This window comes from Tenacibaculum sp. AWR4_210 (genome assembly GCF_056160945.1).
This window is the reverse complement of sequence record NZ_JBSWYF010000006.1, coordinates 319,604-342,115: the sequence shown is the minus strand read 5'-3', so window position 1 is coordinate 342,115 and position 22,512 is coordinate 319,604. Positions and strand designations below refer to the sequence as shown.

Sequence of the window (22,512 nt, the reverse complement as noted above, 5' to 3'; positions counted from 1 at the left end):
CTAAAACTACAAGTCAAAGATAGTAGGGAACTGAGGTGTATTGGGTTGAAATACGATGATGAGTAACTAACTGTAGCTGGATGGTTGGAATTGCAAAACGACAGGTATTTTAATTACGATAGGAATGCGGGCTTGCTAATGAGATAAAAAAAAAGAAGCGCTCCCCCCGGAACGCTTCTTTTAAACTAACTAATAACTACTATAACTAAAACTACAATTCAAAGATAGTAGGGAACCGAGGTGTATGGGGTTTAAATCCGATGATGGGCAATGAACTGTAGCTGGATGGTTGGAATTGTAAAATGACAGGTGTTTTAAATGCGATAGAACTGCAATCTTCTAGATGACGAGATAAAAAAAGAAGTGCTCCCCCCGGAACACTTCTTTTAAACTAACTAATAACTACTATAACTAAAACTACAATTTAAAGATAGTAGGGAACTGAGGTGTATTGGGTTGAAATACGATGATGGGTAGTGAACTGTAGCTGGATGGTTGGAATTGCAAAACGAGAGGCATTTTAAGTACGAAGTGACTTCCGGTCTTGGTGACGAGATAAAAGAAAAGAAGCGCTCCCCCCGGAACGCTTCTTTTAAACTAACTAATAACTACTATAACTAAAACTACAATTCAAAGATAGTAGAGAGCTTAGCTGCGTTTGATTGAAATCCGATGAAGGGTAGTGCACTGTCGATGAATTGTAGTATAGATTAAGTTGTTTTGGAAATTTACGTTGTTGGTAGTTAAATATTAGTTGTTTGGATAAAAAAATTGGAACTACTATAAATAGCAAGTAAGTTTTATCTACCAATTAATATAATATGAATTAAAACATTAGAAATTATGAAACCCCTTCAATTACCCCTGATTGTTTCAAGTTTGAAACAAATAGCAAAGTCTATTGCTTTTATGGCAATTTTTATAGCATTAATAGAGCCAGTTATGGCACATGGTACAGTAATTTGGCCCAAAAGTAGAATCAAGTACTGTCATGAAAATCCCACTGGGAATCACTGTCGTCCTTGTGGCGAATCGGTATATTCATGGAGGTCTATCTTGCAACCTCATACGGATTATGGAAAACATCGAAACTACGTGCCAGACGGTCAATTGGCAAGTGGTGGGAATCCAGAAAAGTACGGTTGTTTAGATGCACTAATAAGTTGGCCAACCCAACAAGATTGGAAAACAACTCGGGTTAACTATGGAGATATTTTTGTAAAATGGCACAACACCGCACCACATCGAACAGAGTATTACAAGGTATACATCACTCCACTTGATTGGGATCCATCAAAACCATTAAAATGGGACGACTTGATAGAGATAGGACATAAAGGGAAAGGACCAGCTGAAGACTATACGGTTATAAAGGCGACAATTCCGGATAGTTACATTGGGAAAAGAGCCGTGATTTTTAGTGTGTGGCAACGTGAGTTTACGCACAGTCACGAGGCTTTTTATTCTGTGAGTGATATAAAAGTAGTTCGTTCTGGCGGAGGTACTAGTGCCGAAAATCCAGGAGATAGCACCGGTGGCGGAGACGGAGATGGCGATGGTGATGGAACAGGTTGCGATAAAGCGAAAGCTTGGGCGGCAGAAGCTACTTATTTAAAAGGTGACCAAGCAACGTATCAAAATAACTTATTTCAGGCAAAATGGTGGACTAAAGGGCATAATCCAATGGAGAACTCTGGTCCTTGGCAAGTTTGGGAACAACTAAAAGCTTGTCCAAAAACTTCTGGTGGCAGTACAGCTAGCTTCGAGTTATTATCCAATCAGCCGAATCCTTTTACCAATCAAAGTCAAATAAGGTTTAAAGTCTCCGCATCCAAAGAAAAACTCTCCTTGACTATAAGTACTTTAAGTAATCAGCTCGTTAAAAAGTTGTTTGTGAGGAAGGTATTCCAAACCGGAACGCACACGGAAGTAATTAAAAGTGTCGGTCTTAAGCCGGGAGTGTATCTATGTGTACTAAAAGGTGAATCAGGTGATGTTCAACGAAGAAAGATATTGATTAAATAGTGAAGTATTAACTTACTGTAAAACATTTGTTAGAAAAAAAAGAAGTAGACTCCCCCGAGTACTACTTCTTTTACTAACTAATAACTACTAATTAATTAAAACCTACATTAAAATTACAACCAAAAAACGGAGTTGTGTAGGAATTTCGTTGAGTGCCAATTGGGTAGAGATGAAATAGTAGTAGCTGCCGGTAAAAAGAGGTGGTTAAACTTTTTTAGGTTGTGAAGGTCTAACTGTAAAAAGAGGATAAATTATTAGAATTGTTAAGATTTGTTAAAAAAAAATGAAGTTTCTAAAAAAAAATAAAAAAAAAGATATAGACTTGAATATATTGTAAATCAACAGAATGTATATTCTTTGTTTGGTTGTAATAGTAAAAGAAATGAAAACAATTTAGAAACTATTTTAACAAAAGGATATTTTTTTATAGTTTTATTGAGATTGTATCAAAAAAACCAAACCAATAATTCGTATTTCTAAAACAAAAGCTTAGGAATTTAATGCAGAAGTATGGACGAAATCAACTACATCGAAAAGGCTAACGAAATGATTGAAAAATTTCCTGATACCAGTGGACAAATTGAATGTCCAAAGTGTAAATCTGAATTAACATATGTTAAAATTAAAAAAAACGGATACACCTGGGGGCAATGTAAATCTGATGATTGTCTAAGTTGGATTGAATAGTATTTCAATCTGACCTTTCTTTCTTCCAATAACAGAGATCGTGTTTCATAACAAGACGATTAAAGCCCCATGGCTGTCTGGTATACCGTGTTTTGCTAGAGCTCTCAGCAAAATGGGAGTGACTTGCTATTTGTATATAGAGTCCAAGTACTAATGCAGGTATTTTTGTCCTGTATTTCCTGTTTATAGTCCACCTTTGTAACCGTATTCACGTTGTAATTTTGTAGTATAATGCAACAGTAGCATTTAGGTCAGTATAGTATATACTGGAGTAGTAATAGTGGCACAATGCTTATTTGAGTTTGCGAAAGCATCATTTTTAAAGTAAAACTTCTCGTTTGAAGTTGTTATGGAAGTGATTGGGTATTTTCTATAGCAACCTCTTGTAAGTATTGAGCGGCTTATGTAACGATAAAATTAATGACTGAGTTATGATTGATTTTTGGAATAAACGGTATGCTCAAGAGGAATGGGCTTATGGTAGCAGTCCGAATGAGTATTTAAAAACTGTGTTATCTGAACTAGACAAAGGACGTATTTTGTTTCCCGCCGAAGGAGAGGGGCGCAATGCGGTGTATGCTGCCTCGCAAGGCTGGGAAGTAGCCGCTTTCGATTTTAGTGAAGAAGGAAAACGCAAAGCGTTGACACTAGCTGAGAAGCGAGGAGTTGATATTGATTATAAGACCTGTGCTTTTTTAGAGGAAGTATATCCGAAGGAATCATTTGATGTGATCGCCAATATTTTTGTGCATTTTGACCCAGCAGTGAAAACATTAATGCATGAGCGTTTATCGTCCTACCTAAAAGTCGGTGGGTACTTTATCATGGAAGTTTTTAGTAAAAATCACAGAGCTTTGAGCAGGCTGAATCCGGCTGTTGGAGGTCCTGAAGATACTGCACGAATGTATGACGAGGAGGAGATCGAGAAGTTTTTTCCAAACTTTGAATTCCTAATGCTTGAAGAATGTAAGGTTTCCTTACAAGAAGGAAGGTATCATAACGGAGAAAGTGCAGTACTGCGGTTTTTAGGAAAGAAAATCGCCTAGGATTTTGTAAATTATGAAGTGAAAAAACTGGAGAAATGCCAAGTAAAAAATCATTTAGAGAACTACCCATACGGCAAATACGAACTGCGGAGGTAAACAAAGATGCTGACCACTTTAGTATAGAGAAAATATCGGGACCTGCGGTGGATGGCAAGCTTATCATTGAAGCACATCGTCACGACTTCTACCATATCATGTATGTAAAGAAGGGAGTGGGTACCAACATCATTGATTTTGAAAGTTACGAGGTGAAAAATGCTACGGTTTTTTTTATTTCTCCAGGACAAGTTCATGAAATTGTGCTCAATGCCGATGTGGACGGATATGTTATATCCTTTGATAAGAGCTTTTTCTTGTTAAATGAAAATATGGACACCTTGGTTCACTTTCCATTTTTTCACACGTTTAGAAACGATCCTGTCGCTTACTTAAACGACGATCTCGCTAAAATTGATTTTTTCTTTGATGAAATTTATACTGAATTTCAAACTGAAGCCGTCACCAGTTTGGCTGTGGTCAAAGCTTTGCTCGACGTGGTACTTTTGCGAATATCCAGAAGTTATGTTCAGGATAAAAAGACGGAAGCTCCGGCTTACTTGACCTTTCAGTTACGAAAATTAGAAGCTTTGATTGAAGCGCATTTCAAAGAATACAAACAGTTAGCAGATTATGCCGGATTGATGCATTTATCACCTAAACACCTGAATAGCTTGGTGAAAAAAGCATTGGGTAAATCCGTAACTAATTTAATTCATCAACGAAGTTTGATTGAAGCTAAGCGATTGCTGCTGTTTACGGACAATACCATTACCGAAATTGCTTTTGAATTAGGATATTCAGACAGTTCATATTTTATGCGTTTTTTTAAAAAGCATACCAATATGACTGCTGAAGCTTACCGTAAAAATAAAATGTAATCGGAAACCATTTACCCCACTTTTAAGGGGGGTAACCTATAGTAAATAGCTAATAAAGTCTACGCCGCCAAATTCATAATCAGGGGGTAAAGTTGAAATGAGAGCTTGTAGACGTTAAACTGATATCCATTGAGAAAAATTCTACTAGAAGTATGCTGTTTCTTCATGGGTCCCATTGTTGATATAGTAGTATGGGGATGTATGGTAGTTAACAGGACTGTAAATTGCAGGTTTAAATGCTAGTGTCTACTAGCAATGTGTTTATGATGAAGTCGGACAGCAGTGTTCGACTTTTTTTGGAGGTAGGGAATAAAAAAAGCGGCACTAAGACCGCCCTAACGTTTAAGGAGAAAACATCTCGTTTCTATAAGTAGAACAGTTAAGTAAGGGATATCCCTACCGAACGAACTTCGAAGTTTATAATAGCTTTAATTTTTTTGTAATGTGCTTTTCAAATCCCAATTCTTTTAAATAATGTGCTCTGGTATTTTGTTGTGAGGTTTTAATAAAATCGAAACCAGGGCCTAGTAACAAAAGGAGAAAAAGGCCAAGGTATAGCACATAAGATTATCAGAAAACCGATACTCCAAAAAATAAGTAATACGTTATAGTATTGTCGATCTGAAGTAGCGCGTTTTGCTTCGAGGTTACCGATAGTAATAATTATGACAGCAATCACCATACTGATAAAATGAATTCCTCCAAAAAAATATATTTCTGAATGGGAGAGCGCCGCTGCTACATCATCCCAGAAATAGTTTGTGATCGGACTAATTCCGTACAGGAGAATCCCGAGTAACAGTTGTATGTGAACTATGCTTAGGGTTGTGTTCTTAATTTGGTTGTGTAGCTTAGTGATAGGTTTTTTTTGACGGTACGATATATAGAAATAGAGTATACTGAAAGGCAAACTGGTAACGACAAACCATTTGGTAGTAGCGTGTAAAAAGAGTAATAGGTCGTGCATGTTATAAGGTGTTTAGGTAGTTTTGTAGTTCGTGTAGATAGCTCTGATATATTGGAGCTCCTTTCAGTTTTCCAATACTTCGAATGCCGTGATATCCTGAAATGATGAAGGTCGCAATCTGATTTGAACGTTCAGGGTCTGTTGTACAATGGTTAAGGTTATTTTGGATGCTTAGCGCAATTTCTCGATGCCAATTATCGTAAAAGTCTGCCATAACTTTTGAGAATTTCGGGTTAAGCGGAGCCATTTCTTCGATGAGATTGACAAGCGGGCAACCATAGCGACTGTCAAAAAATGCTGTGTCTTCTAGGAGTTCAGCAATGCTCTTATAGATGCTTAGTCTAAAATTGGTAGTATGTCGCAGTGAATGGAAGACTCGTTTTTCTAGTGCTGGGCCAATGAATTCTTGTAATAGCGCTAAGCCCATGATTTCTTTGGTTTTGAAATGATAGTAAAAAGCGCCTTTGGTAAGTGTGGTTTGCTTTATGATTTCATCAATACTCGTGGCTTGATACCCTTGCTTGTAAATGAGGTCAAAACAAATTTTTAAAATTCGTTGTCGCGTGGTGCTTCCTTTTGACATACTAACTAGTATTTTTTTCAAAGATAGATAAAAAATACTAGTTAGTATGTTTTTGTTGGTTGTTTGTAATTGAGTCTGTTGTAAGCTTGAGTTACCCAATATTTAGAACATGGAGCGCTTATTGTTCAATTTTCACAAGTATGCGTTCAATTAGGTTTTTGGCAGTGCTGAGGGTCGAAAGATCTTTGTAAATAGTTCCATTTTGTGCCGAATGATGCCCGTGACCTACAAGTTTTAAGAGGTAGTAGTTTGATAGGTCATTTTCATTAATACGCGTCGTGTAAATTACCGAAGGTTGTCCTAGCTGACCAGTTCCATTATGAAAAACATCGTCTTCAGGGAAATCAAAAGCAGAGTAGTATTCATTGTCGTCGAAGGCTACGTTGATTTCCATAAAAATGTGAAAGTTGTTTTTTAATTGAGTGCTCGTTTTTAGGAGGAAATCATGAGAGATAGTTTCACCAGTAATAGCATCCGCCAAAGGCATTTCCCTGCTGGGCACCCAGAGTCCATCAGCGTATCTTATACCGCGTTTATGTGACCAAACGGGAAGTGCATTAACACGTCGGTAAGCGGTTGTGGCCTGTTGGTCGCTATCAAAACTCTTAAAGTTGTCTTTACTGCGACCTCCGTAAAAGATTCCTTTTGCAGTAGCTTTCGTTACAAAGAGGGTTTTGATGTAATTACCGTTATTATCTTCTATCCAGATGGCGATTTGCGGATTCCAATAATGCGGTCCCGTTTTTACATCCAAACTGATTTTCGTACCACTACTAGTATCCATGGTAACCGGAATAATGGGAGTAGTAGCACTCGAAAATCCAGCATTGATTTTCGATGTCACTCCCAGTTTCATTAGACTTCGAATAGGCAAACTGTCAAATACGACGAGCACGGAAAAAAAACTAATAACCATTAAAATTCCCCATACCAGAGGTCCCTTAAAATAGGATTTTAAAGGTCGTAGGTTGTTTTTAATATGTACGCCAATTACCGCTGAGAAGAGGAGACCAAATAAGGTGTGTATACTAGCAACGGTGTAATTGTATTTGAAGAAAAAAGAGAGGAGTCCGGAAATAAGAAGAATTAAAAAGGAAATTCCAATAAACAAGCTAGTTATTTTTCGAGTAGTCATAAGTTGAGAAGTTGGGAGTACTCACAGGTGAGTACTCCTTGAAAATTACATGTATAGGGCTTTAGCAATATTGTTTAGTCGGGCTTTTAAATAGGCTACTTGCTGCGCTTTGTTTTTAGGCAGCTCAAAGGTCCTTACTGTTTGCTTGGTTTTTTGTGCGAGTTCGCGTTCTATTAAGGCGACTTCTCTACTGATGATAGCCAAACTTTCTGTGTCATTTTTTCCAATAATTCCATGGATATCGTAGGATCTTTGGGAGAATTTAGGCTGTTTGGATTGCTCGAGTCTTGTTTTTATTTGCAGGAGTTGGTTGCGCAATTGTGTGATAACTTTTGCTTCGTCAAATTTTGTTTTAGCTCCTCTACAACTAGAGGGCGAACAACCTTTAGTCGTTTCTGTTGCCGTCATAGTAGTTTCTTTGGGCAAGGTTGCACAGCAACTACTTTGTGCATAACTAGTTCCTAATTGTAAAAACGCTCCTAGTACCCAAATAGAGGTAAATTGCATAAGGTGTTTTGTCATAATTGGTAAGTTTTATAATTAAACAGTATTTATGCTTAGGACGCGTTTTTTTATAATTGATGCATATTGGGCAGGTGTTTTTAAAAGATTACCTTCCTTGGAACTTTGGAATGCACTGTTATCAATGGATACTGTGATGATTTTAATTCTCGAGATATGCTTTGATTTCTTTTGCGGTTTGTTTAGCCGTTTTTCCGACACCGTAAATAGTTGCCGAGGCAAAACCTGTCCAGTTTCCATAACCGACTAACCAAAGACTTGGTAGCGCTAACGCTTGTGTACCACGAGTAGAAATTTTTCCATCGATGGTAATTTCTAAGGGATCTAAATGCCTTAGGTTAGGACTGAAACCCGTACACCAAATAACGCTGTCAAAATGTTCTGACGCTCCGTTTTTCCATTCGACTCCATTTTCATAAAAATTTTGAAAAGGACGTTTGGCGTTCAGGACTCCTCTGGTTTTGGCTTCTTTAACACTGCTCACCATGACGATATTGCTAAGCGAATGCTTATTAGGAATGTGGTTAGTACCGTAATAGGTGTCGTTAGCAGCTTCAAACAAATAACGTCCATCTATGTGATCGGGTAAGAATACAGGTTCTTCGAGAGTAACCCACTGGGTATGTGCTGTTGTTGAAACATCAGCGAGTACCTGTGCTCCTGAATTACCTCCGCCCACAATGAGTACTTTTTGCCCGGTAAACTGTTGGGGAGATCGATAGTGCACCGAATGCAATTGCTGTCCCGAAAAGAGCTCTTGGTTTGGGTACGTAGGAATGTATGGAGTTTTGGCAGTACCCGTAGCGCTGACCAAAGTTTTACTGTAGTAAGTACCCTGTGAGCTAATGATTTTAAAATACTCATTTTCTCTATGGACACTGTGTACTATGGTATTTCGTTGAATAGGAAAGTTGTAACGCTTTTCATAGCGCTCTAAATAGGATATAAAATTCGCTTTGCTCGGATATTCTTCGGATGTTTTTGGCAGTTGCCAGCCCGAAAGTGAACTGTAATTTTCGGGTGAAAATAGTTTAAGTGAATCCCAGGTATGTAACCAGGCACCACCGGGCTGCTTCTGATCATCTAGAAGTAAAAAGTTCGAAGTATGCCTCTTTAAAAAATAGGCAACAGACAGCCCAGCTTGCCCAGCTCCAATGATTAAAGTGTCGTAAATTTTTTCCAAAGTATTAGCTGTCGCAGTTGCGTTTATTACAAACACTTCGTTTTTTAAAATCGACAATACTGCCTTTGCCTCCCTGAATTACTTCACAACAGTTTTCAAAGAGTTGTTTCAGCTTTTTACGCCCTCGCTGAATTTTTGATCGTACCGTGACGTAGTTCATTTGGAGTTGTTCCGCAATTTCTTTCTGTGGAATATTTTTGAGTTCTGAAAGTATCAAAAGTTCTCGATATTCTTCAGGGAGCTCCTTGATAAAAGCTGCGACACAGGTAGCCAGTTCTTTAGATCTTTCTGTGTCAGTAGTCAATTCTTCTGGGGGCTCGTTTGCCATACTGTCAACGGCTAGCTTTTTTTTTCTGTAGTAATCTGTAATCGTATTTCTAGCAATGGTATACACCCAGCTTTTCAGGTTGTTAACTTGCTGTTCGTCAGATTTGGCAAGCTTTAAAAATACATCCTGAGTTAAGTCTTCAGCGTCCTCCATATTGCGAACGCGTTTTTTAACGTAATTGAGTAAAGGATTATAAAGTTGAACTACTTGTTGTTGCATAATGTCTATGAAAATTTAAAAAAACAATACCGCTGAGGACTCCTAAAGATACGTAGAGCAGTGGTATTCCCAAATGGTTTAAAAGGTAAATTCCAAGCAGCGCACCAAGTGCAGCTCCTAAGTCCCACCAAGTACTTGTGCTGGAAATTGCTTGGAGGGCATTGCCTGTGGTTTGAATGGCCATTACTGGGCCAAAAGAGACAACTACCGGATTGAGTACAAACGATAGGAGTATTCCTGTTGTGAGGTATCCCAGTCCAATGAATATCAACCCCAAGATACATCCGATAGCTGCGTAGTTAAACAAATGTGTCGCAGAAAAATGCAGACTGATATAGCCACCTACTATTGAAAAGACAATAGTACCTATTTTTTTGAAAAGCAAGTATAGCGCTATAGTACTCAGTAGGTCGATGGAATTTGTAGTATTGGTTTGAAACAGTTGCGCAAGGGTGACCACCAAAACACCGTCCACACTGATGGCCAACATAAATACGAGTAAATTGACTGGGGTACATCGAAAAGTGGCTTTACTAGTTACCACCGTCTGTTTTTTAATCGCTGTTGTAGCGGTATTTGTTGGTATAGTAAGAGCAAATAGTACTCCAAGGCTACTCGTTATTGCTACGAGCGTAAAACTTAGGGAGGTGTCAAAAGTTTCTATGAGTAAAGGACCTAACCACAATACAAGTAGGGGACCTAAGTTTTTGATTCCTTGACTTAAGCCAAAGGCCAGACCGGTGTGCTTACCACTTTTAGAAGCGATGTCAAGGGTTGCGATTTTTAGTCCTGAATAGCATAAACCCCACAGAATTCTGGCGATAAAAAAGAGAAGAAACCCCCATTCAATACCATAGAGATAGGTTGTGATACTCGCTAATAAAGAGGTGGCTAGAAGTATTTTTTTAGCTCCCATGCGACGCACGAGATTGGCAATATACGTATTGGCTAAAATGCGAACAAAACGATTGATAGAAAGGAGCATGCCAATGGCAATGACACTAAAACCGAGGTTTTTCCCATACACCGGAAGTATCGGGTACAGAAGGGCATCTCCCAAACCCGCGAAAGACATGGTAATACTAGCAGTGAAAGCTCCTCGTAATGAGGAGCTTTTTAAAAGCGTGGGGTTGTCCATTAGCAACACGAGTTTTTTACAGTTGTTTTTTTAGCCTGCTCTTTGGAGGCTGACTCGGGATTTACGCTGTTCTTTGAGCAGCTGCCTGAGGTTTTAGTCGGGTTTATAGTAATGGTTACTCTCCTTTTTTTCATCGTTAATAAGGTATTTATTAGATTAACATCCGCAGCTATTGGCAACGGAATTTATAGGTGTTGGACTACTTGGGGGTTCACAGCAGGCAACCGTATTTTCACTAGTACCGATGCCACTACTACATACTCCTGTTTCTGGTAAATTAAGTGCTACTTCTTTAGCTTCTTGTTTGTCACCGGCTAAATATGCGGCAATAGATCGGACTTGTTCATAGCCTGTAGCCATCAAGAAAGTTGGTGCTCTACCGTAGCTCTTTGAACCTACGATGTAAAAATCTTTTTCAGGATGACGTAGCTCTCGTTCTCCGTGAGGCCTAACGGTACCACAACTGTGAATATTTGGATCGATTAACGTTGCTAAGTCGAATACAGATTCCAATGCGGCATCGAGGTCTACTCGAACTTCTCGTAGCATGTTTAAATTGGGTCTAGATCCGGTGTTGCTGATAATTTCATCAATATCTTTTAATACGGTATCCTCTTCACGATGTTTGCCTATCAATTGAATTTTGTGCTGATGGGTTGCTACCTCCAAAATGTGAAATGGGGTGTAAATATGTAAACGACCACTGTCGACAAGGGTTTGTATGCGAATTCCTAGTTTTCCTCGTCCTTCAAGAGCGTCATTTTCCTGTCCACCATATACTTCACGAACCTGTTCTTTGCGCAAAATCCACGATATTTTTGTTTCTGGGTACTGCTCTTGAATTTCGGCTAAATCGAGCAATGCATTAATGGCGGAATGACCACTTCCGACCACTGCGATGCTTTTATTTTTATAGCGTTCGAGGTGAATTCCTTTAATGTCGGGAATTCCGTAAAAGATATGATCTTTGAGCTGTTCTTCACCTTGTGCCCATACACCTCCAGATCCAATAGGATTGGGCTGGTTCCAAGTTCCTGAAGCGTCAATAACGGCACTGGCTTCATAGTATTGATAGTTTCCTTGTACTTCTACTTTTATAGAGAAAGGGCGTTGTTCTCTGCCGTAAGTCTTCATTTTATCAATACCTTTTCGGTTGATAGTGAGTACTTTGGTGTTGAGTCTAAGATACGGCTTTATTTGTGGAAGGTCTGCTAAAGGTTGTAAGTATTGGCTTACAATTTCATTTCCTGTGGCGAGCGCATCTTTGTCGGGAGCTTTCCAATGAGAAGCTTGAAGTAATGCTTTTGCTGCCTCGTCTATATTGTATTTCCAAGGCGAAAATACAGACACGTGTCCCCAAGACCGCAAGTTGTTTCCTACCGAGGTTCCACCCTCAAAAATAATAAAGGGGAGCTTGCGACGATGTAGCTGAGCAGCAGCTGCAAGCCCTACTGGTCCTGCTCCTATAATGGCTATTGGTAAATGTTGTTTTTCCATCACGTAGTGTTTTGTTCACCTTAGAAGACGGAAGGATTTAAAAATGATGCATCGGGACTCTTATTTTGCGTATCTTTGATTAAAATTGTTTGTGATATGAAAAAATACCTCGCTGGTTTTATCCTATGCTACTTTTCGTTTACCGTAATGTTTGGACAACAACTTTTGATTCCCATAGAAGAACAGGGACTAAAAGGGGTAATGGATAGTAAGGGTACCCTTGTTATTAAACCGAAGTTTCGAAACTTAGGGATGTTTGCTAATGGATTAGCACCCGCGCGGATAGCTGGTCATTTTGGGTATATTGACAATACAGGAACATGGGTAATTGCTCCGACTTATGATATGGTTTGGTCTTTTGAAAATGAGGTTGCTGTGGTGTTTAAAAAATCAAAACCTTATTTGATCAATAGCAAAGGTGAGCTACTCTTCGATCACGATTATACTAAGCTTATTCCCATTCCAGATTCTCCTTACTTTAAAGCTTTTGGAACAGATTCGAAAATTAGTATCATAGATAAAGAAGGAGATGTTGTAAACAACATTTCATGGGATAGGGTGAGAGCCTTAGGAGCAAAGTATCTTTTATGCTCTAAAGACAATCAATTAGCTTTGTTAGCAAAGCAAACAGGGAAAGAATTGTTTGGTTTGGGAGAGTTTGAATATATCAGATCATTACAAGGAGGACTCTTTGAAGTGACTCCAATGGATACGGATGAAGATTGGGTTGTCAATGAAAAGGGGGAGCACTTGTTTTCGTTGAAGGATAAACCGTGGGATTTTTTATACGGTAATACAGGACGATTTTCAGAAGGACTTGCAGTGGTAAAACTGAATGGCAATTCGTCTGATGAAAAGGGGATTGGTATTGTTTCATTGGAAGGGAAGCTATTGCTTACAACAACAAAGTTTACGAATGTTTTACCCTTTACCAAAGGAGTTAGTTTTGCTCAATTAAAGGATGGGACTTGGCGTTTGATAAACAAACACGGAAAATATGTAAGTGATCATGGATATGAAGAAATCAGTTATGATAAAAATCGGAATGGGCTTCCCTTTATGAACGACGTAGCTCTGGTGAAAGCAAATGGAATTTGGCAAATGATTCGTCTAGATGGAACGAGAATCAAGGAGTTTAAGAATCTTGATATGGAGGTTTATGATTGTTATCGCTACAGTGATTTGATCTGTTTTGAAGGGATAGAAAAAATGAATAATGTGTTGGTATTGTGGAGTACAAAAACACAAAGCTATACGAAATTAACAAATGTTTTATCTGTTATGTCCCTTATGAATGGACAGTTGTTGATGATAGACCAGAAGGAGAAGCTGAGTTATGTAAATTCACTAGGGAAAATCATCAGAAATGTTCCTGAAAAACGTACTACCAGGGTGAACGCTGTCCTTAATATTGATTATATGAGGAGAGTAAATGCAATAGCTGCTTCGCCCGAATTGCCTAAGTATAGTGGGGCAGGAGGTTGGGCGAGTTCTGAAAATATGTATCGACCTTGGAAAGGAAAACTAGTAAAGAATCAACAAAGACTTCAAGTATTCTTAAATGCGGATACGTTAAACGGTTCTAAAAAAATAGACAAAGGCCTGTCGTTGCAAATAGTGAACGCTGCAAAGGATACCCTGTTTTTTGATGCACAAGATAGTCGCATACCGTTGGTACTTCAAGCGAAAACAACAAAAGGAGAATGGAAGGCAATTGAGTATCAGCCTTCCAGTTGGTGTGGTAATAGTTATCACACTTTGTTTTTACCCTATTTACACTACTGGGAGTTCCGGGTACCACGCTATGAGGGGGGGATCAAAACTGTTGTACGTGCCCGCTTACGTTATAAAGAATCGTTGGGAGGTCCGGTAAAAGAGGTGTATAGTAATGAAGTTCCAGCGAGTATCAATCCGGCTCAATTTTGGTATAAAAAGACCTATTTCCCCACGGGCCTTATGGATAGTTATAATAACTAATAGCCTAGCCTCCCAAACAAGAATGTCCAGTTTCTTTACCGAGGATAAAGGGATAGCGTTCTCTTTGCCACAAGTTGCCAAAGGTCAATCGTAAACGCTTTAGTACATAGCTATTGTAATGTGCTAAGCACTCTTTGAAATGCTTACTTTCGTTATACACGATGAGTTTACAATGGAATTTTTGTTCAAATTCTCGTTGGAGATCACTCAGGGATTTAGTTAAACGGGTACTGTCGATGAAAAGTCGAACTCGTTGTTGTTTCCAGTCATGTTTTGCTCGGGTTGCATTTATTGAACAGCTATCGACTAATACAATGTTTTTGATGTGTTTTCTAGTACAGTATTTACTGCGAAAACGATAGGTTTGTTCAGGGTAGCCATACGAATTTAAGACTAGATTAAAGGAAGCGGAATTTGTTGTAGGAACGAAGTGGAAGTATCCTTCAGAATTGGTTTTGGTAGTGACAGTGTCGTTTTTAAGTTGGATGTCAACTCCTGAAATTGGATTGAAGCTTATCGATGAAATTATCCGACCTTTGATAGTGTCGCATTGACTATGGATACCTTGATGCAGTGCTATTAATACTAGTAAAAGTAGGTTCTTTCTCATGCCTCCAAGTTAGTTATTTTCTGTATGAACTTGGATTGCGTTCACGGTATTTTTGAAATATTTTATTCATATGACTAGCATCAGTAAAACCTACACGTATAGCAATTTCACTTATTGTTAAGCCGCTCTGTAGCAACAAGCGCTCGGCAGTTTTTAAACGCGTTTCTGTAAGAATTTTTTGTAAACCGAGTCCCGTATGTTTTTTTAAGTATTTGCTGAGGTAGTTAGGAGATATATTGAAAGTTGTCCCAATATACTTTTGGGTTACTAAAGCTTTGTCGTTGAGGTGTTTACGGATATGTGCTAAAACCGCCTGAAGCTTCTGTTGTTCTATATATACGGTATTACTCGTAGGAGGATTCTTCTTTTCAAGATTTCTTATGAGGATGATAAGGACGGCTCCAAAAAGTTCTAGTAACAAGTTTCTCGAATAACGTTTAGGAGATTTGAATTCTTGTAGAAGAGCTTTAGATAGTGTAAATAATAAAGTGTTGTCATTAGGGTCGATGACTAAGTTTTCACTAATAGTATTCGGTTTGTAAAGGGCGTTTTCCACTTTTTTAATCCACTGATTATCGTAGGTGCTGAAGTGTTTTTCACGAAACAATTGCTCTGTGAATTTGATATACGTAAAAGTCGTTGGGTCTTGAATTTGGAAGGCGTGATAATCGTCAGGAGTTAATAAAAAAACACTGTTTTCTTCATAAGGAACTGTGCTGTCGTTGAGTATGTGTTGCCCCTTTCCTTGATTGATGAGTATAATTTCGTAAAAATTATGGGTGTGCTTTGGATAAGGCCAAGTTTCGAGCTCTAACTGAAAAGTATTGAAAGTCCTACTGCTAAAGATTCGTTTCATGGGTGTTTTTTTACAATAATAGGCTTTAAAATTACAAATATTTTACGGGTGTTCTACGGTAATTTTGAACTGTGTTTAAAATGTTAATACAATGAATAACAGTGTGAATAGAAGTAGTGTGGTTTTGTTACTCGGAATGTTTTGTGCTAGTTGTACTTTTTCGGGAGGTCTTGCTACAATTACAAAGCCACCAATCCAACATTGGCCCAATGGGGCTCGTTTGGTAATTTCCATGTCGATGCAGTTCGAAACGGGTGGACAACCAGCGGGAGCTGAAAGTCCTTTTTCGGGAAATCCTTTGCCTACTAATCAGGTAGACTTACCTGCTGAGAGTTGGTTTCGCTACGGGGCTCGGGAGGGAATTTATCGCATGCTTCGCTTATGGGATAAGCACCAAATTAAAGTTACGTCACATGTGGTTGGTGAGGCTGCTATTCGGTATCCAGAAGTCGCAAAAGCCATAGCGAATAAAGGACATGAGATTGCTGCCCACGGCATTGCTTGGGATGATCAATGGAATTTGACTTACCAACAGGAATATGATTTTGTGAAAAAAGGTATAGATACCGTCCAAGCCATTACGGGATTCCGAGGAGTTGGATACAATTCTAATTGGCTCCGCAGAAGTCCGAATACCTTAAAAGTACTACAAGACCTAAACTTTTTATATCATATTGATGATGTGAGTAGAGACGAACCTTTTATTGTGCAGGTTAGAAACAGCCCCTTTGTAGTAATTCCTTATACCCTAAGAAATAATGATATCGTAAACATTGCGGGGAAACACTGGAGCCCTGATCAGTTTTTGGCGCAATTAAAGGCAGAGTTTGATCAGCTCTATTCTGAAGGATTAGAACACAGGCGAATGATGTCAGTGAGTTTACATGACAGGATTGGAGGTTCACCAGCGCTAGTCCATATAATGGATGAGTTTATTGAGTATGCAAAAAAACATCGGGGAGTTGTTTTTATGCGTAAAGATGCCATCGCTCGTCTGGTAAAAGATGACCCAAATACACCTGTAGAAAATGCAGAAAATGCATTACACCAAGAAGGAAGTGTCACTGAAAACCATCGTAACGAATGAATGATTCAAGAAATAAATGGGCCTATTTACTACTCCGTGTGGCTGTAGGAATTGGATTAACCCTCAGGGGAGGTGTGCGGTTGTCCAAATTAGCGAAGTTTAGAGATTGGATGTTAGGGATGTTTGAAGAAACGATGCTTCCGAATTGGTTGGTGTTTAGTTGGGGAACGCTGTTGCCGATATTGGAATTTGGGATTGGACTGCTTATAGTGATCGGCTTGTATACGCAAAGAGCTTTGATATGGGGAGGAAGTATGTTGATTGTGTTGATGATTGGGGCTTGTTTTGCTGAACAATGGTCGTGGATACAAGGACAAATGTTGTACTTATTTGCCATTTGTGGTTTGTTGTTTTGTGGCGAGAAGAATGATTTTTCGATTGATTTTTTAATAAAAAACTTTAGCGATGAAAGAATTGAGAACCTGTAGCTATCACGGCGTGTTAGTAGGAGTGATTGCAGCGTTGGTAGTACTGCTCAGTGCAAAAGTGTCACTGATGAGTTCCTTGTTGTTTTTTATGTGGGCCTTGTACTTTATGTATATCGTTACTGTTAAACAGGCAGTGGGAGCTCTACTAGCCATGTTGGTGGGGGCTACGATTAATTATGCTGCAACTCAGTACAAGCTTCGAATACTGGCCGAGCCCGAAAGTATAAAGGTGTTGTTGCCTTATATCGATATGATATTGGTGTTTTTTATAGCCGGTAGTATCATTTTTCTGGAATGGGTTCAGCAATGGAAACCTTTAGTACCCATTGCATTTATAGGAACGGTACTGCATCACTTTTTTAAGGCCGATCTCCACAATGGGGATTTTAGGTATCTCTTTTTTCAAATTGTGATACATGCAGTTGTAGGATTTACAATCGGGTGGTTAACAGTGCGAAGTCGTAATCTATTGAATACTTGGTTAGAGGATAAGAGGAAAAATAAAATAGTTATAGTCAAAGTAGATGGTAATAAAAGAAATAAATAAAGTTCACAACTGGTTTTATCCGTGGACAGAAGATTTGAAAGCATCCTTACGCGAGGCTCGTAATAACAGGAGTTTAGGAGAGTTACTGGTTTATGAAGATTCGAGCATACGGGTTTGGAGTACGCATTTGGAACCACAGCAATCCTTGCCGTTTCACAAACATGCCTTGCCGTATGTATACATTGCACAGAGTAATGGAAGTTCTCGTTCTTTTTACGGTGATGGTAAGGTGCTTGAAACAAATTACAAGCAAGGTGATGTAAAGTGTTTTCCTGATTTGACCGAGGAAAACAGCTTTGTGCACAATTTAGAAAATACGGGGAAAACCCTATTAATATTTACAACAATAGAATTTAAACAATAAGAAGATGAAATTTGAAGCGTTATTTAGCACGTACTGCTTAAAACAGCTCGCCTTAAAAAATCGGTTTGTAATGGCACCGATGACGCGTTCAAGAAGTACGCAACCGGGGGATGTTCCCAATCAGTTAATGGCGAACTATTACGGACAAAGAGCTTCCGCTGGTTTGATCATTTCTGAAGCGACACAAATTAGTTTACAAGGAAAAGGCTATGCGCGCACCCCCGGTATTTATACAGAAGAGCAGGTAGAAGCATGGAAGCTGGTCACACGAGAAGTACATGAAAAGGGTGGGAAGATTTTTTTACAGTTATGGCATGTAGGTAGAGTTTCTTCAGCAAAAGTGACAGGATTACAACCTCTAGGACCTTCCGCAATACCAGCTGCCGATACACAGGTGTACATCTTTGATGGCGCTCCTAATGGTGATGCCACTTTTGTTCCTGTAGACCCTCCTAGGGAAATGACTTTGAAAGATATTGAGGAAGTAGTAAACGCCTTTTCACAGGCTGCGAAAAATGCTGTTTCAGCAGGATTTGACGGTGTAGAAATTCACGGGGCTAACGGTTACTTGCTAGACCAATTTCTTCGCAGTAATTCTAACAAGCGAACAGATGGTTACGGAGGGAGCAAGGAAGCTAGAATTCGCTTGTTGCTGGAGGTTACAAAAGCGGTGGTGAAGGCAATAGGGAGTTCGCGGGTAGGAGTGCGATTATCGCCGTTTATCAAGTTTAAAGACATGGACGACCCTGAAATTTTAGAGACGATTATGGAAGCGGCTGTAGCCTTGGATACTTTAGACCTTGCGTATTTGCATTTGTGTGAAGCAGACTGGGACGATGCTCCTCAGGTACCAATGACATTTAGAAAAAGCTTGCGATCGAAGTTTTCCAATACCATCATCGCAACAGGAAACAAACAACCTAAAGATGCAGCGGAATTACTAGCTACAAAAACAGTCGATCTTATCGGGTTTGGACGCAAGTTTATTAGCAATCCTGATTATCCAAAGCGGGTAGCTGTAAATGCAGCATTAAATGAAATTACAGATACGCATACCTTGTTTGGTGGTGGTACTGCTGTGGGATATACAGATTATCCAGCACTGTCAAATTAAGTAAATAGCATCCCTTTTTTCACTTGTTGTAAGCGGGTCCTCGATACCTTGTTATGTTGAGGACCGCTTATTTTGAACGAAACACTTCGTGAAGAAATACTAAAATTTAGGTGAGGACGGGCTATAACGGGGGAGTCCATCACTTGATCCTCAACACTGCGGTGTTGGGGATCATTTTTGTTGTTTTACTTGGATATTTTTACCAGCGCTCTATCAAAGATTTGGAAAGCGGTACTGATAGTTGATAAGTCGGTATACATCGTGCCGTTTTTTCCCGAAGGGTGACTGTGGCCAATGGGTTCAAGTAAAAAGTTTTTGGAGGTAGAAAAACTTTTGAGGTCGACCGTAACTCCGTAGATGAGGGCGGGTTGACCTACGCGTCCACCACCGCTGTAAATACTGTCGTTCGGGAATCGATTTTTGTGGAAATAAGCATTCCAATCATCGGATTGATTTACTTCTAGTAAGATTCGGAATTTCTGTAGCTTTTGAAGTCTTGTTTGTGTGGTAATGATAAAATCGTCAGTGGGAGTAGCTCCGGATACGGCATCCAAATCGGGAGCATTCCCCATAGGAATCATGAGTCCATCAGCTGCGGGAATTCCTCGTTTATGTGCCCAGTATGGCAGTGATTCAGGACGTCTGACAATTCCAGGTCTCCAAATCCCTTGGGCATCGGGTTTGGCATTGTGATATTCACTCGTAGCCATGGCTTTCGGAACGAACAGCGATTCTAGGTAGTTTCCTTCCAAATCTTCTAACCAAATGACCATCATAGGATAGCGGAAAGCTGGTCCCTTTTTGACGTCAAAGGAAAAGCTGAGGTCGTTTAGTGATTTGTTGATTGCGATACGCTGGGTTCCGTCATCTAAGGTAGTAATTCCTTCCAAGCTATTCCTGAAGGTGTTTCCCCAGTTATAGATCGACTGAAAACCTTGGATATTGAAAAAAAGTCCCATAAAAAGTAGGCATAAAATACTGGCGAGGATACTCGCGTGAAAACTTAGGAATGTTTTTTTAGTGTTTAGGAAATAGTTTTTCAATGGACGTAGGTTGTTTATGATGTGTCCGACTGCTAAGAGCAGAAATACCAAGCCAAAAACCGTATGTATGGAAGCGGTGGTTTTTTGAAAGGGTTGGAAATACATAACAATTCCGGTGCCACTTAACAGGCAAAAGCTAATGGCGATACCAATACTGGTGATTTTTCTTTTTGATGACATAAGTACTGTATTAAGTAGTTCAGTAAAATTTGAAGTTCAAAACTAGGGCCTATCGGAAGGTCTTTTACTAAAAGAGGACAAAGGTGTTTAGTTAGGGGATAGAAGGTAGTTTTGAGTTTTGTACACAGAAAGATTGAGTATGTACCCAAAAACTATAGTTTGGACGCAATAAAGCAGGAAGCAAGGCTAATTATTGTACATTGTGGGCTACAATGAAGTCTATAATTAACACCGTACTTGCCACACCTTTGTATAAGCATCTATTGTTTTGGGTTGCGGTATTTTCTTTTTACACGACATCTGCTCGTGAGCGCTTTACCTCTGTTGAGGAAATAGTTGTGACCTATGGTATGCACTTGTTTTTTCAAATTATCGTAGCCTATACCGTATTGTACTTCATTGTACCCCGATACAAAAAGTACCGAAAGTGGTGGTTAGCAGGAATTGAATTGGTTGGGTTGTTTTTGATAGTGAATTTTATGTATGTGTGGATGCGGATGAATGTTTTAGAACCTAGGTATCCAACTTGTTACTTGAGTTTTATAGAGAGCTTTGGACATTTGACGTTATGGCAGCGAACTTTTGATGTGAAGGCTGTATTCTGGGAGCTTCCGCTGTTTTATATACAGCCATTATTCTTTCTGACGGCCTTACAGTTCTATGAAAAACAGTACGAACTTAGCAAGGCAAAGGAGCACAAGAAAGTGGAGGAGTTAAGACAGTTACGTCAGCAACTAAACCCTCATTTTTTGTTCAATACCTTAAACAATCTGTATGCATTGAGTGTTGAGAAATCTGATAAAACTCCTCAGGTGATAGAACGACTTTCAGATATATTATCGTATATGTTGTACGGAACAGAATCAAAGTTTGTACCGATTCAAAAGGAAATTGACTTGATAGAAAACTACCTGGCTTTAGAACAAATTCGTTATGAAGGAAGAGTTTTGATATCTTTTGAGCAAGAGGTAATCACAGATTTTAAAATAGCGCCTTTATTGTTGCTTACTTTTGTGGAAAATGCTTTTAAGCACGGCGTGAGTCAGGAGCTAAAAATGGCTACAGTTAAGGTGTCGTTGTTTTGTAAAGCAGATAAATTTTTCTTTGTAGTTGAAAATACCAAGCCTATATCAATAGCGGGAGTGTCAATGAAAAAAGGTCTTGGATTAGCGAATGTAAAACAGCAATTGGAATTGTTGTATCCCGGGGAACACGATATTCGTATCGTTGATAAGGAAGATAAATATTTCATTCAGTTAACGTTAAAAAAGAAGTAATGTACCGTTGTATGATTGTAGACGATGAGGTTTTGGCAAGAAAGCTATTGACCAACCACATCGAAAAAATAACCCAATTAGAGATTGTAGCCAGTTGTAGCAGTGCAATTGAAGCCATTAATATTTTGGCGACAAAGGAGGTAGATTTAATATTTTTAGATATCCAAATGCCGGGCTTGTTGGGAACCGATTTTTATAAGCATCTTGTGGTAAAACCAGCGGTAATATTCACTACTGCTTATCGAGATTATGCGGTGGAAGGTTTTGAACTGGCTGCTGTGGATTACTTGGTGAAGCCCATTACTTTTGGACGTTTTTCAAGGGCTGTAGCTCGTTTTAAGTTAACGCAGTCTGGAGGAAAGCAATTCATAGAGTCATCTGAGAACCCTACAGACGCAAAGAAGTATATGTTTGTGACTGAAGATAGAAAGCAGGTAAAGGTAGTTTTTGATCGAATTTTATATGTTGAGAGTGTTAAAAACTACGTTAAGATAGTTACAGATACGCAAACTCATCTCGTGAAGTACAGTTTGTCGGCCATGGAGTTGGCACTTGATAGTAATTTTCTTCGTGTTCATAGGTCGTATATAGTAAACAAGGAAAAGGTAACGGCATTTACTAAAAATGATGTGGAAATAGGCAGTCTTGAAATCCCCATTGGTAAGCAGTATAGAGAAGCTTTAGAGGGGCTGCTATAGCGTTATTGCAGAGCTAGTTTTATCCTAAAAAAGGATGGACTTTCTGTTTGTTGTGACTGATCATAAACGCATGTATCACGAGTA

Annotated in this window: 22 protein-coding genes; 11 read left to right on the top strand and 11 right to left on the bottom strand. The window is 39.1% G+C overall.

The window, feature by feature from the left end:
• The first annotated feature begins 843 nt into the window (after positions 1-843).
• The 3 genes from ACXAG7_RS13360 to ACXAG7_RS13350 all read left to right on the top strand — a co-directional run bounded on the left by ACXAG7_RS13360 (position 844) and on the right by ACXAG7_RS13350 (position 4,675).
• Positions 844-2,025 (top strand): lytic polysaccharide monooxygenase, encoded by a 1,182-nt coding sequence (locus ACXAG7_RS13360; RefSeq protein WP_476667092.1) that lies wholly within the window; start codon positions 844-846, stop codon positions 2,023-2,025.
• 1,118 nt (positions 2,026-3,143) lie between these two features.
• A complete protein-coding gene (locus ACXAG7_RS13355) occupies positions 3,144-3,758 on the top strand; it encodes a class I SAM-dependent methyltransferase (protein WP_476667091.1) in 615 nt (204 codons plus the stop codon).
• Between the two features lie 35 nt (positions 3,759-3,793).
• Positions 3,794-4,675: an AraC family transcriptional regulator gene (locus ACXAG7_RS13350; RefSeq protein ID WP_476667090.1), complete on the top strand. Its 882-nt coding sequence runs from the start codon at positions 3,794-3,796 to the stop codon at positions 4,673-4,675.
• A 502-nt stretch (positions 4,676-5,177) separates the two neighbouring features.
• On the opposite strand, the gene ACXAG7_RS13345 is transcribed toward ACXAG7_RS13350, so the two are convergent.
• The 8 genes from ACXAG7_RS13345 to ACXAG7_RS13310 form a co-directional block, all read right to left on the bottom strand.
• A complete protein-coding gene (locus ACXAG7_RS13345; RefSeq protein WP_476667089.1) occupies positions 5,178-5,642 on the bottom strand; it encodes a hypothetical protein in 465 nt (154 codons plus the stop codon).
• A 1-nt stretch (position 5,643) separates the two neighbouring features.
• Positions 5,644-6,225 carry a TetR/AcrR family transcriptional regulator gene (locus tag ACXAG7_RS13340; RefSeq protein WP_408042844.1) on the bottom strand — a complete coding sequence of 194 codons (582 nt, stop codon included), beginning with the start codon at positions 6,223-6,225 and terminating at the stop codon, positions 5,644-5,646.
• A gap of 118 nt (positions 6,226-6,343) precedes the next feature.
• Positions 6,344-7,360 carry a hypothetical protein gene (locus ACXAG7_RS13335; protein ID WP_476667088.1) on the bottom strand — a complete coding sequence of 339 codons (1,017 nt, stop codon included), beginning with the start codon at positions 7,358-7,360 and terminating at the stop codon, positions 6,344-6,346.
• Positions 7,361-7,405: 45 nt separating this feature from the next.
• Positions 7,406-7,882, bottom strand: a complete 477-nt coding sequence (locus tag ACXAG7_RS13330) for a hypothetical protein (protein WP_476667087.1) — start codon at positions 7,880-7,882, stop codon at positions 7,406-7,408.
• Between the two features lie 142 nt (positions 7,883-8,024).
• The gene (locus tag ACXAG7_RS13325) at positions 8,025-9,101 is read right to left on the bottom strand and encodes an ArsO family NAD(P)H-dependent flavin-containing monooxygenase (protein ID WP_476667086.1); all 1,077 of its coding nucleotides are present in this window, start codon (positions 9,099-9,101) and stop codon (positions 8,025-8,027) included.
• Positions 9,070-9,612 carry a sigma-70 family RNA polymerase sigma factor gene (locus tag ACXAG7_RS13320; RefSeq protein WP_476667085.1) on the bottom strand — a complete coding sequence of 181 codons (543 nt, stop codon included), beginning with the start codon at positions 9,610-9,612 and terminating at the stop codon, positions 9,070-9,072. The genes ACXAG7_RS13325 and ACXAG7_RS13320 overlap by 32 nt, the downstream gene beginning before the upstream one ends.
• Positions 9,584-10,750: an MFS transporter gene (locus tag ACXAG7_RS13315; RefSeq protein WP_476667084.1), complete on the bottom strand. Its 1,167-nt coding sequence runs from the start codon at positions 10,748-10,750 to the stop codon at positions 9,584-9,586. The genes ACXAG7_RS13320 and ACXAG7_RS13315 overlap by 29 nt, the downstream gene beginning before the upstream one ends.
• Before the next feature lie 156 nt (positions 10,751-10,906).
• Positions 10,907-12,247: an NAD(P)-binding domain-containing protein gene (locus tag ACXAG7_RS13310; RefSeq protein WP_476667083.1), complete on the bottom strand. Its 1,341-nt coding sequence runs from the start codon at positions 12,245-12,247 to the stop codon at positions 10,907-10,909.
• Positions 12,248-12,343: 96 nt separating this feature from the next.
• Here ACXAG7_RS13310 and ACXAG7_RS13305 point away from each other — a divergent pair, with 96 nt between their 5' ends.
• Positions 12,344-14,224: a WG repeat-containing protein gene (locus tag ACXAG7_RS13305; protein ID WP_476667082.1), complete on the top strand. Its 1,881-nt coding sequence runs from the start codon at positions 12,344-12,346 to the stop codon at positions 14,222-14,224.
• Between the two features lie 4 nt (positions 14,225-14,228).
• On the opposite strand, the gene ACXAG7_RS13300 is transcribed toward ACXAG7_RS13305, so the two are convergent.
• Positions 14,229-14,834 carry a carboxypeptidase-like regulatory domain-containing protein gene (locus ACXAG7_RS13300; RefSeq protein WP_476667081.1) on the bottom strand — a complete coding sequence of 202 codons (606 nt, stop codon included), beginning with the start codon at positions 14,832-14,834 and terminating at the stop codon, positions 14,229-14,231.
• A gap of 13 nt (positions 14,835-14,847) precedes the next feature.
• Positions 14,848-15,690 carry an AraC family transcriptional regulator gene (locus ACXAG7_RS13295; protein WP_476667080.1) on the bottom strand — a complete coding sequence of 281 codons (843 nt, stop codon included), beginning with the start codon at positions 15,688-15,690 and terminating at the stop codon, positions 14,848-14,850.
• A gap of 91 nt (positions 15,691-15,781) precedes the next feature.
• Here ACXAG7_RS13295 and ACXAG7_RS13290 point away from each other — a divergent pair, with 91 nt between their 5' ends.
• The 5 genes from ACXAG7_RS13290 to ACXAG7_RS13270 are packed head-to-tail and all read left to right on the top strand — an operon-like array spanning position 15,782 to position 19,230.
• Positions 15,782-16,777 carry a polysaccharide deacetylase family protein gene (locus ACXAG7_RS13290; RefSeq protein ID WP_476667079.1) on the top strand — a complete coding sequence of 332 codons (996 nt, stop codon included), beginning with the start codon at positions 15,782-15,784 and terminating at the stop codon, positions 16,775-16,777.
• The gene (locus ACXAG7_RS13285; protein ID WP_408042855.1) at positions 16,774-17,205 is read left to right on the top strand and encodes a DoxX family protein; all 432 of its coding nucleotides are present in this window, start codon (positions 16,774-16,776) and stop codon (positions 17,203-17,205) included. Before ACXAG7_RS13290 ends, ACXAG7_RS13285 begins: the two co-directional genes overlap by 4 nt.
• Positions 17,183-17,752 carry a hypothetical protein gene (locus ACXAG7_RS13280; protein ID WP_476667078.1) on the top strand — a complete coding sequence of 190 codons (570 nt, stop codon included), beginning with the start codon at positions 17,183-17,185 and terminating at the stop codon, positions 17,750-17,752. The genes ACXAG7_RS13285 and ACXAG7_RS13280 overlap by 23 nt, the downstream gene beginning before the upstream one ends.
• On the top strand, positions 17,730-18,116 hold the full coding sequence (locus ACXAG7_RS13275; RefSeq protein ID WP_408042857.1) for a cupin domain-containing protein: 387 nt from the start codon (positions 17,730-17,732) through the stop codon (positions 18,114-18,116). Before ACXAG7_RS13280 ends, ACXAG7_RS13275 begins: the two co-directional genes overlap by 23 nt.
• A gap of 4 nt (positions 18,117-18,120) precedes the next feature.
• The gene (locus ACXAG7_RS13270) at positions 18,121-19,230 is read left to right on the top strand and encodes an alkene reductase (RefSeq protein ID WP_476667077.1); all 1,110 of its coding nucleotides are present in this window, start codon (positions 18,121-18,123) and stop codon (positions 19,228-19,230) included.
• 185 nt (positions 19,231-19,415) lie between these two features.
• Here the strand turns inward: ACXAG7_RS13270 and ACXAG7_RS13265 are convergent, their stop codons facing one another.
• Positions 19,416-20,453, bottom strand: coding sequence for a DUF4405 domain-containing protein (locus ACXAG7_RS13265; protein WP_476667076.1), 1,038 nt, complete (start codon positions 20,451-20,453; stop codon positions 19,416-19,418).
• Positions 20,454-20,665: 212 nt separating this feature from the next.
• Here ACXAG7_RS13265 and ACXAG7_RS13260 point away from each other — a divergent pair, with 212 nt between their 5' ends.
• Both ACXAG7_RS13260 and ACXAG7_RS13255 read left to right on the top strand, forming a co-directional pair.
• Positions 20,666-21,730, top strand: coding sequence for a sensor histidine kinase (locus ACXAG7_RS13260; RefSeq protein ID WP_476667075.1), 1,065 nt, complete (start codon positions 20,666-20,668; stop codon positions 21,728-21,730).
• Positions 21,730-22,428: a LytR/AlgR family response regulator transcription factor gene (locus tag ACXAG7_RS13255; protein ID WP_476667074.1), complete on the top strand. Its 699-nt coding sequence runs from the start codon at positions 21,730-21,732 to the stop codon at positions 22,426-22,428. The genes ACXAG7_RS13260 and ACXAG7_RS13255 overlap by 1 nt, the downstream gene beginning before the upstream one ends.
• Positions 22,429-22,512 lie beyond the last annotated feature (84 nt).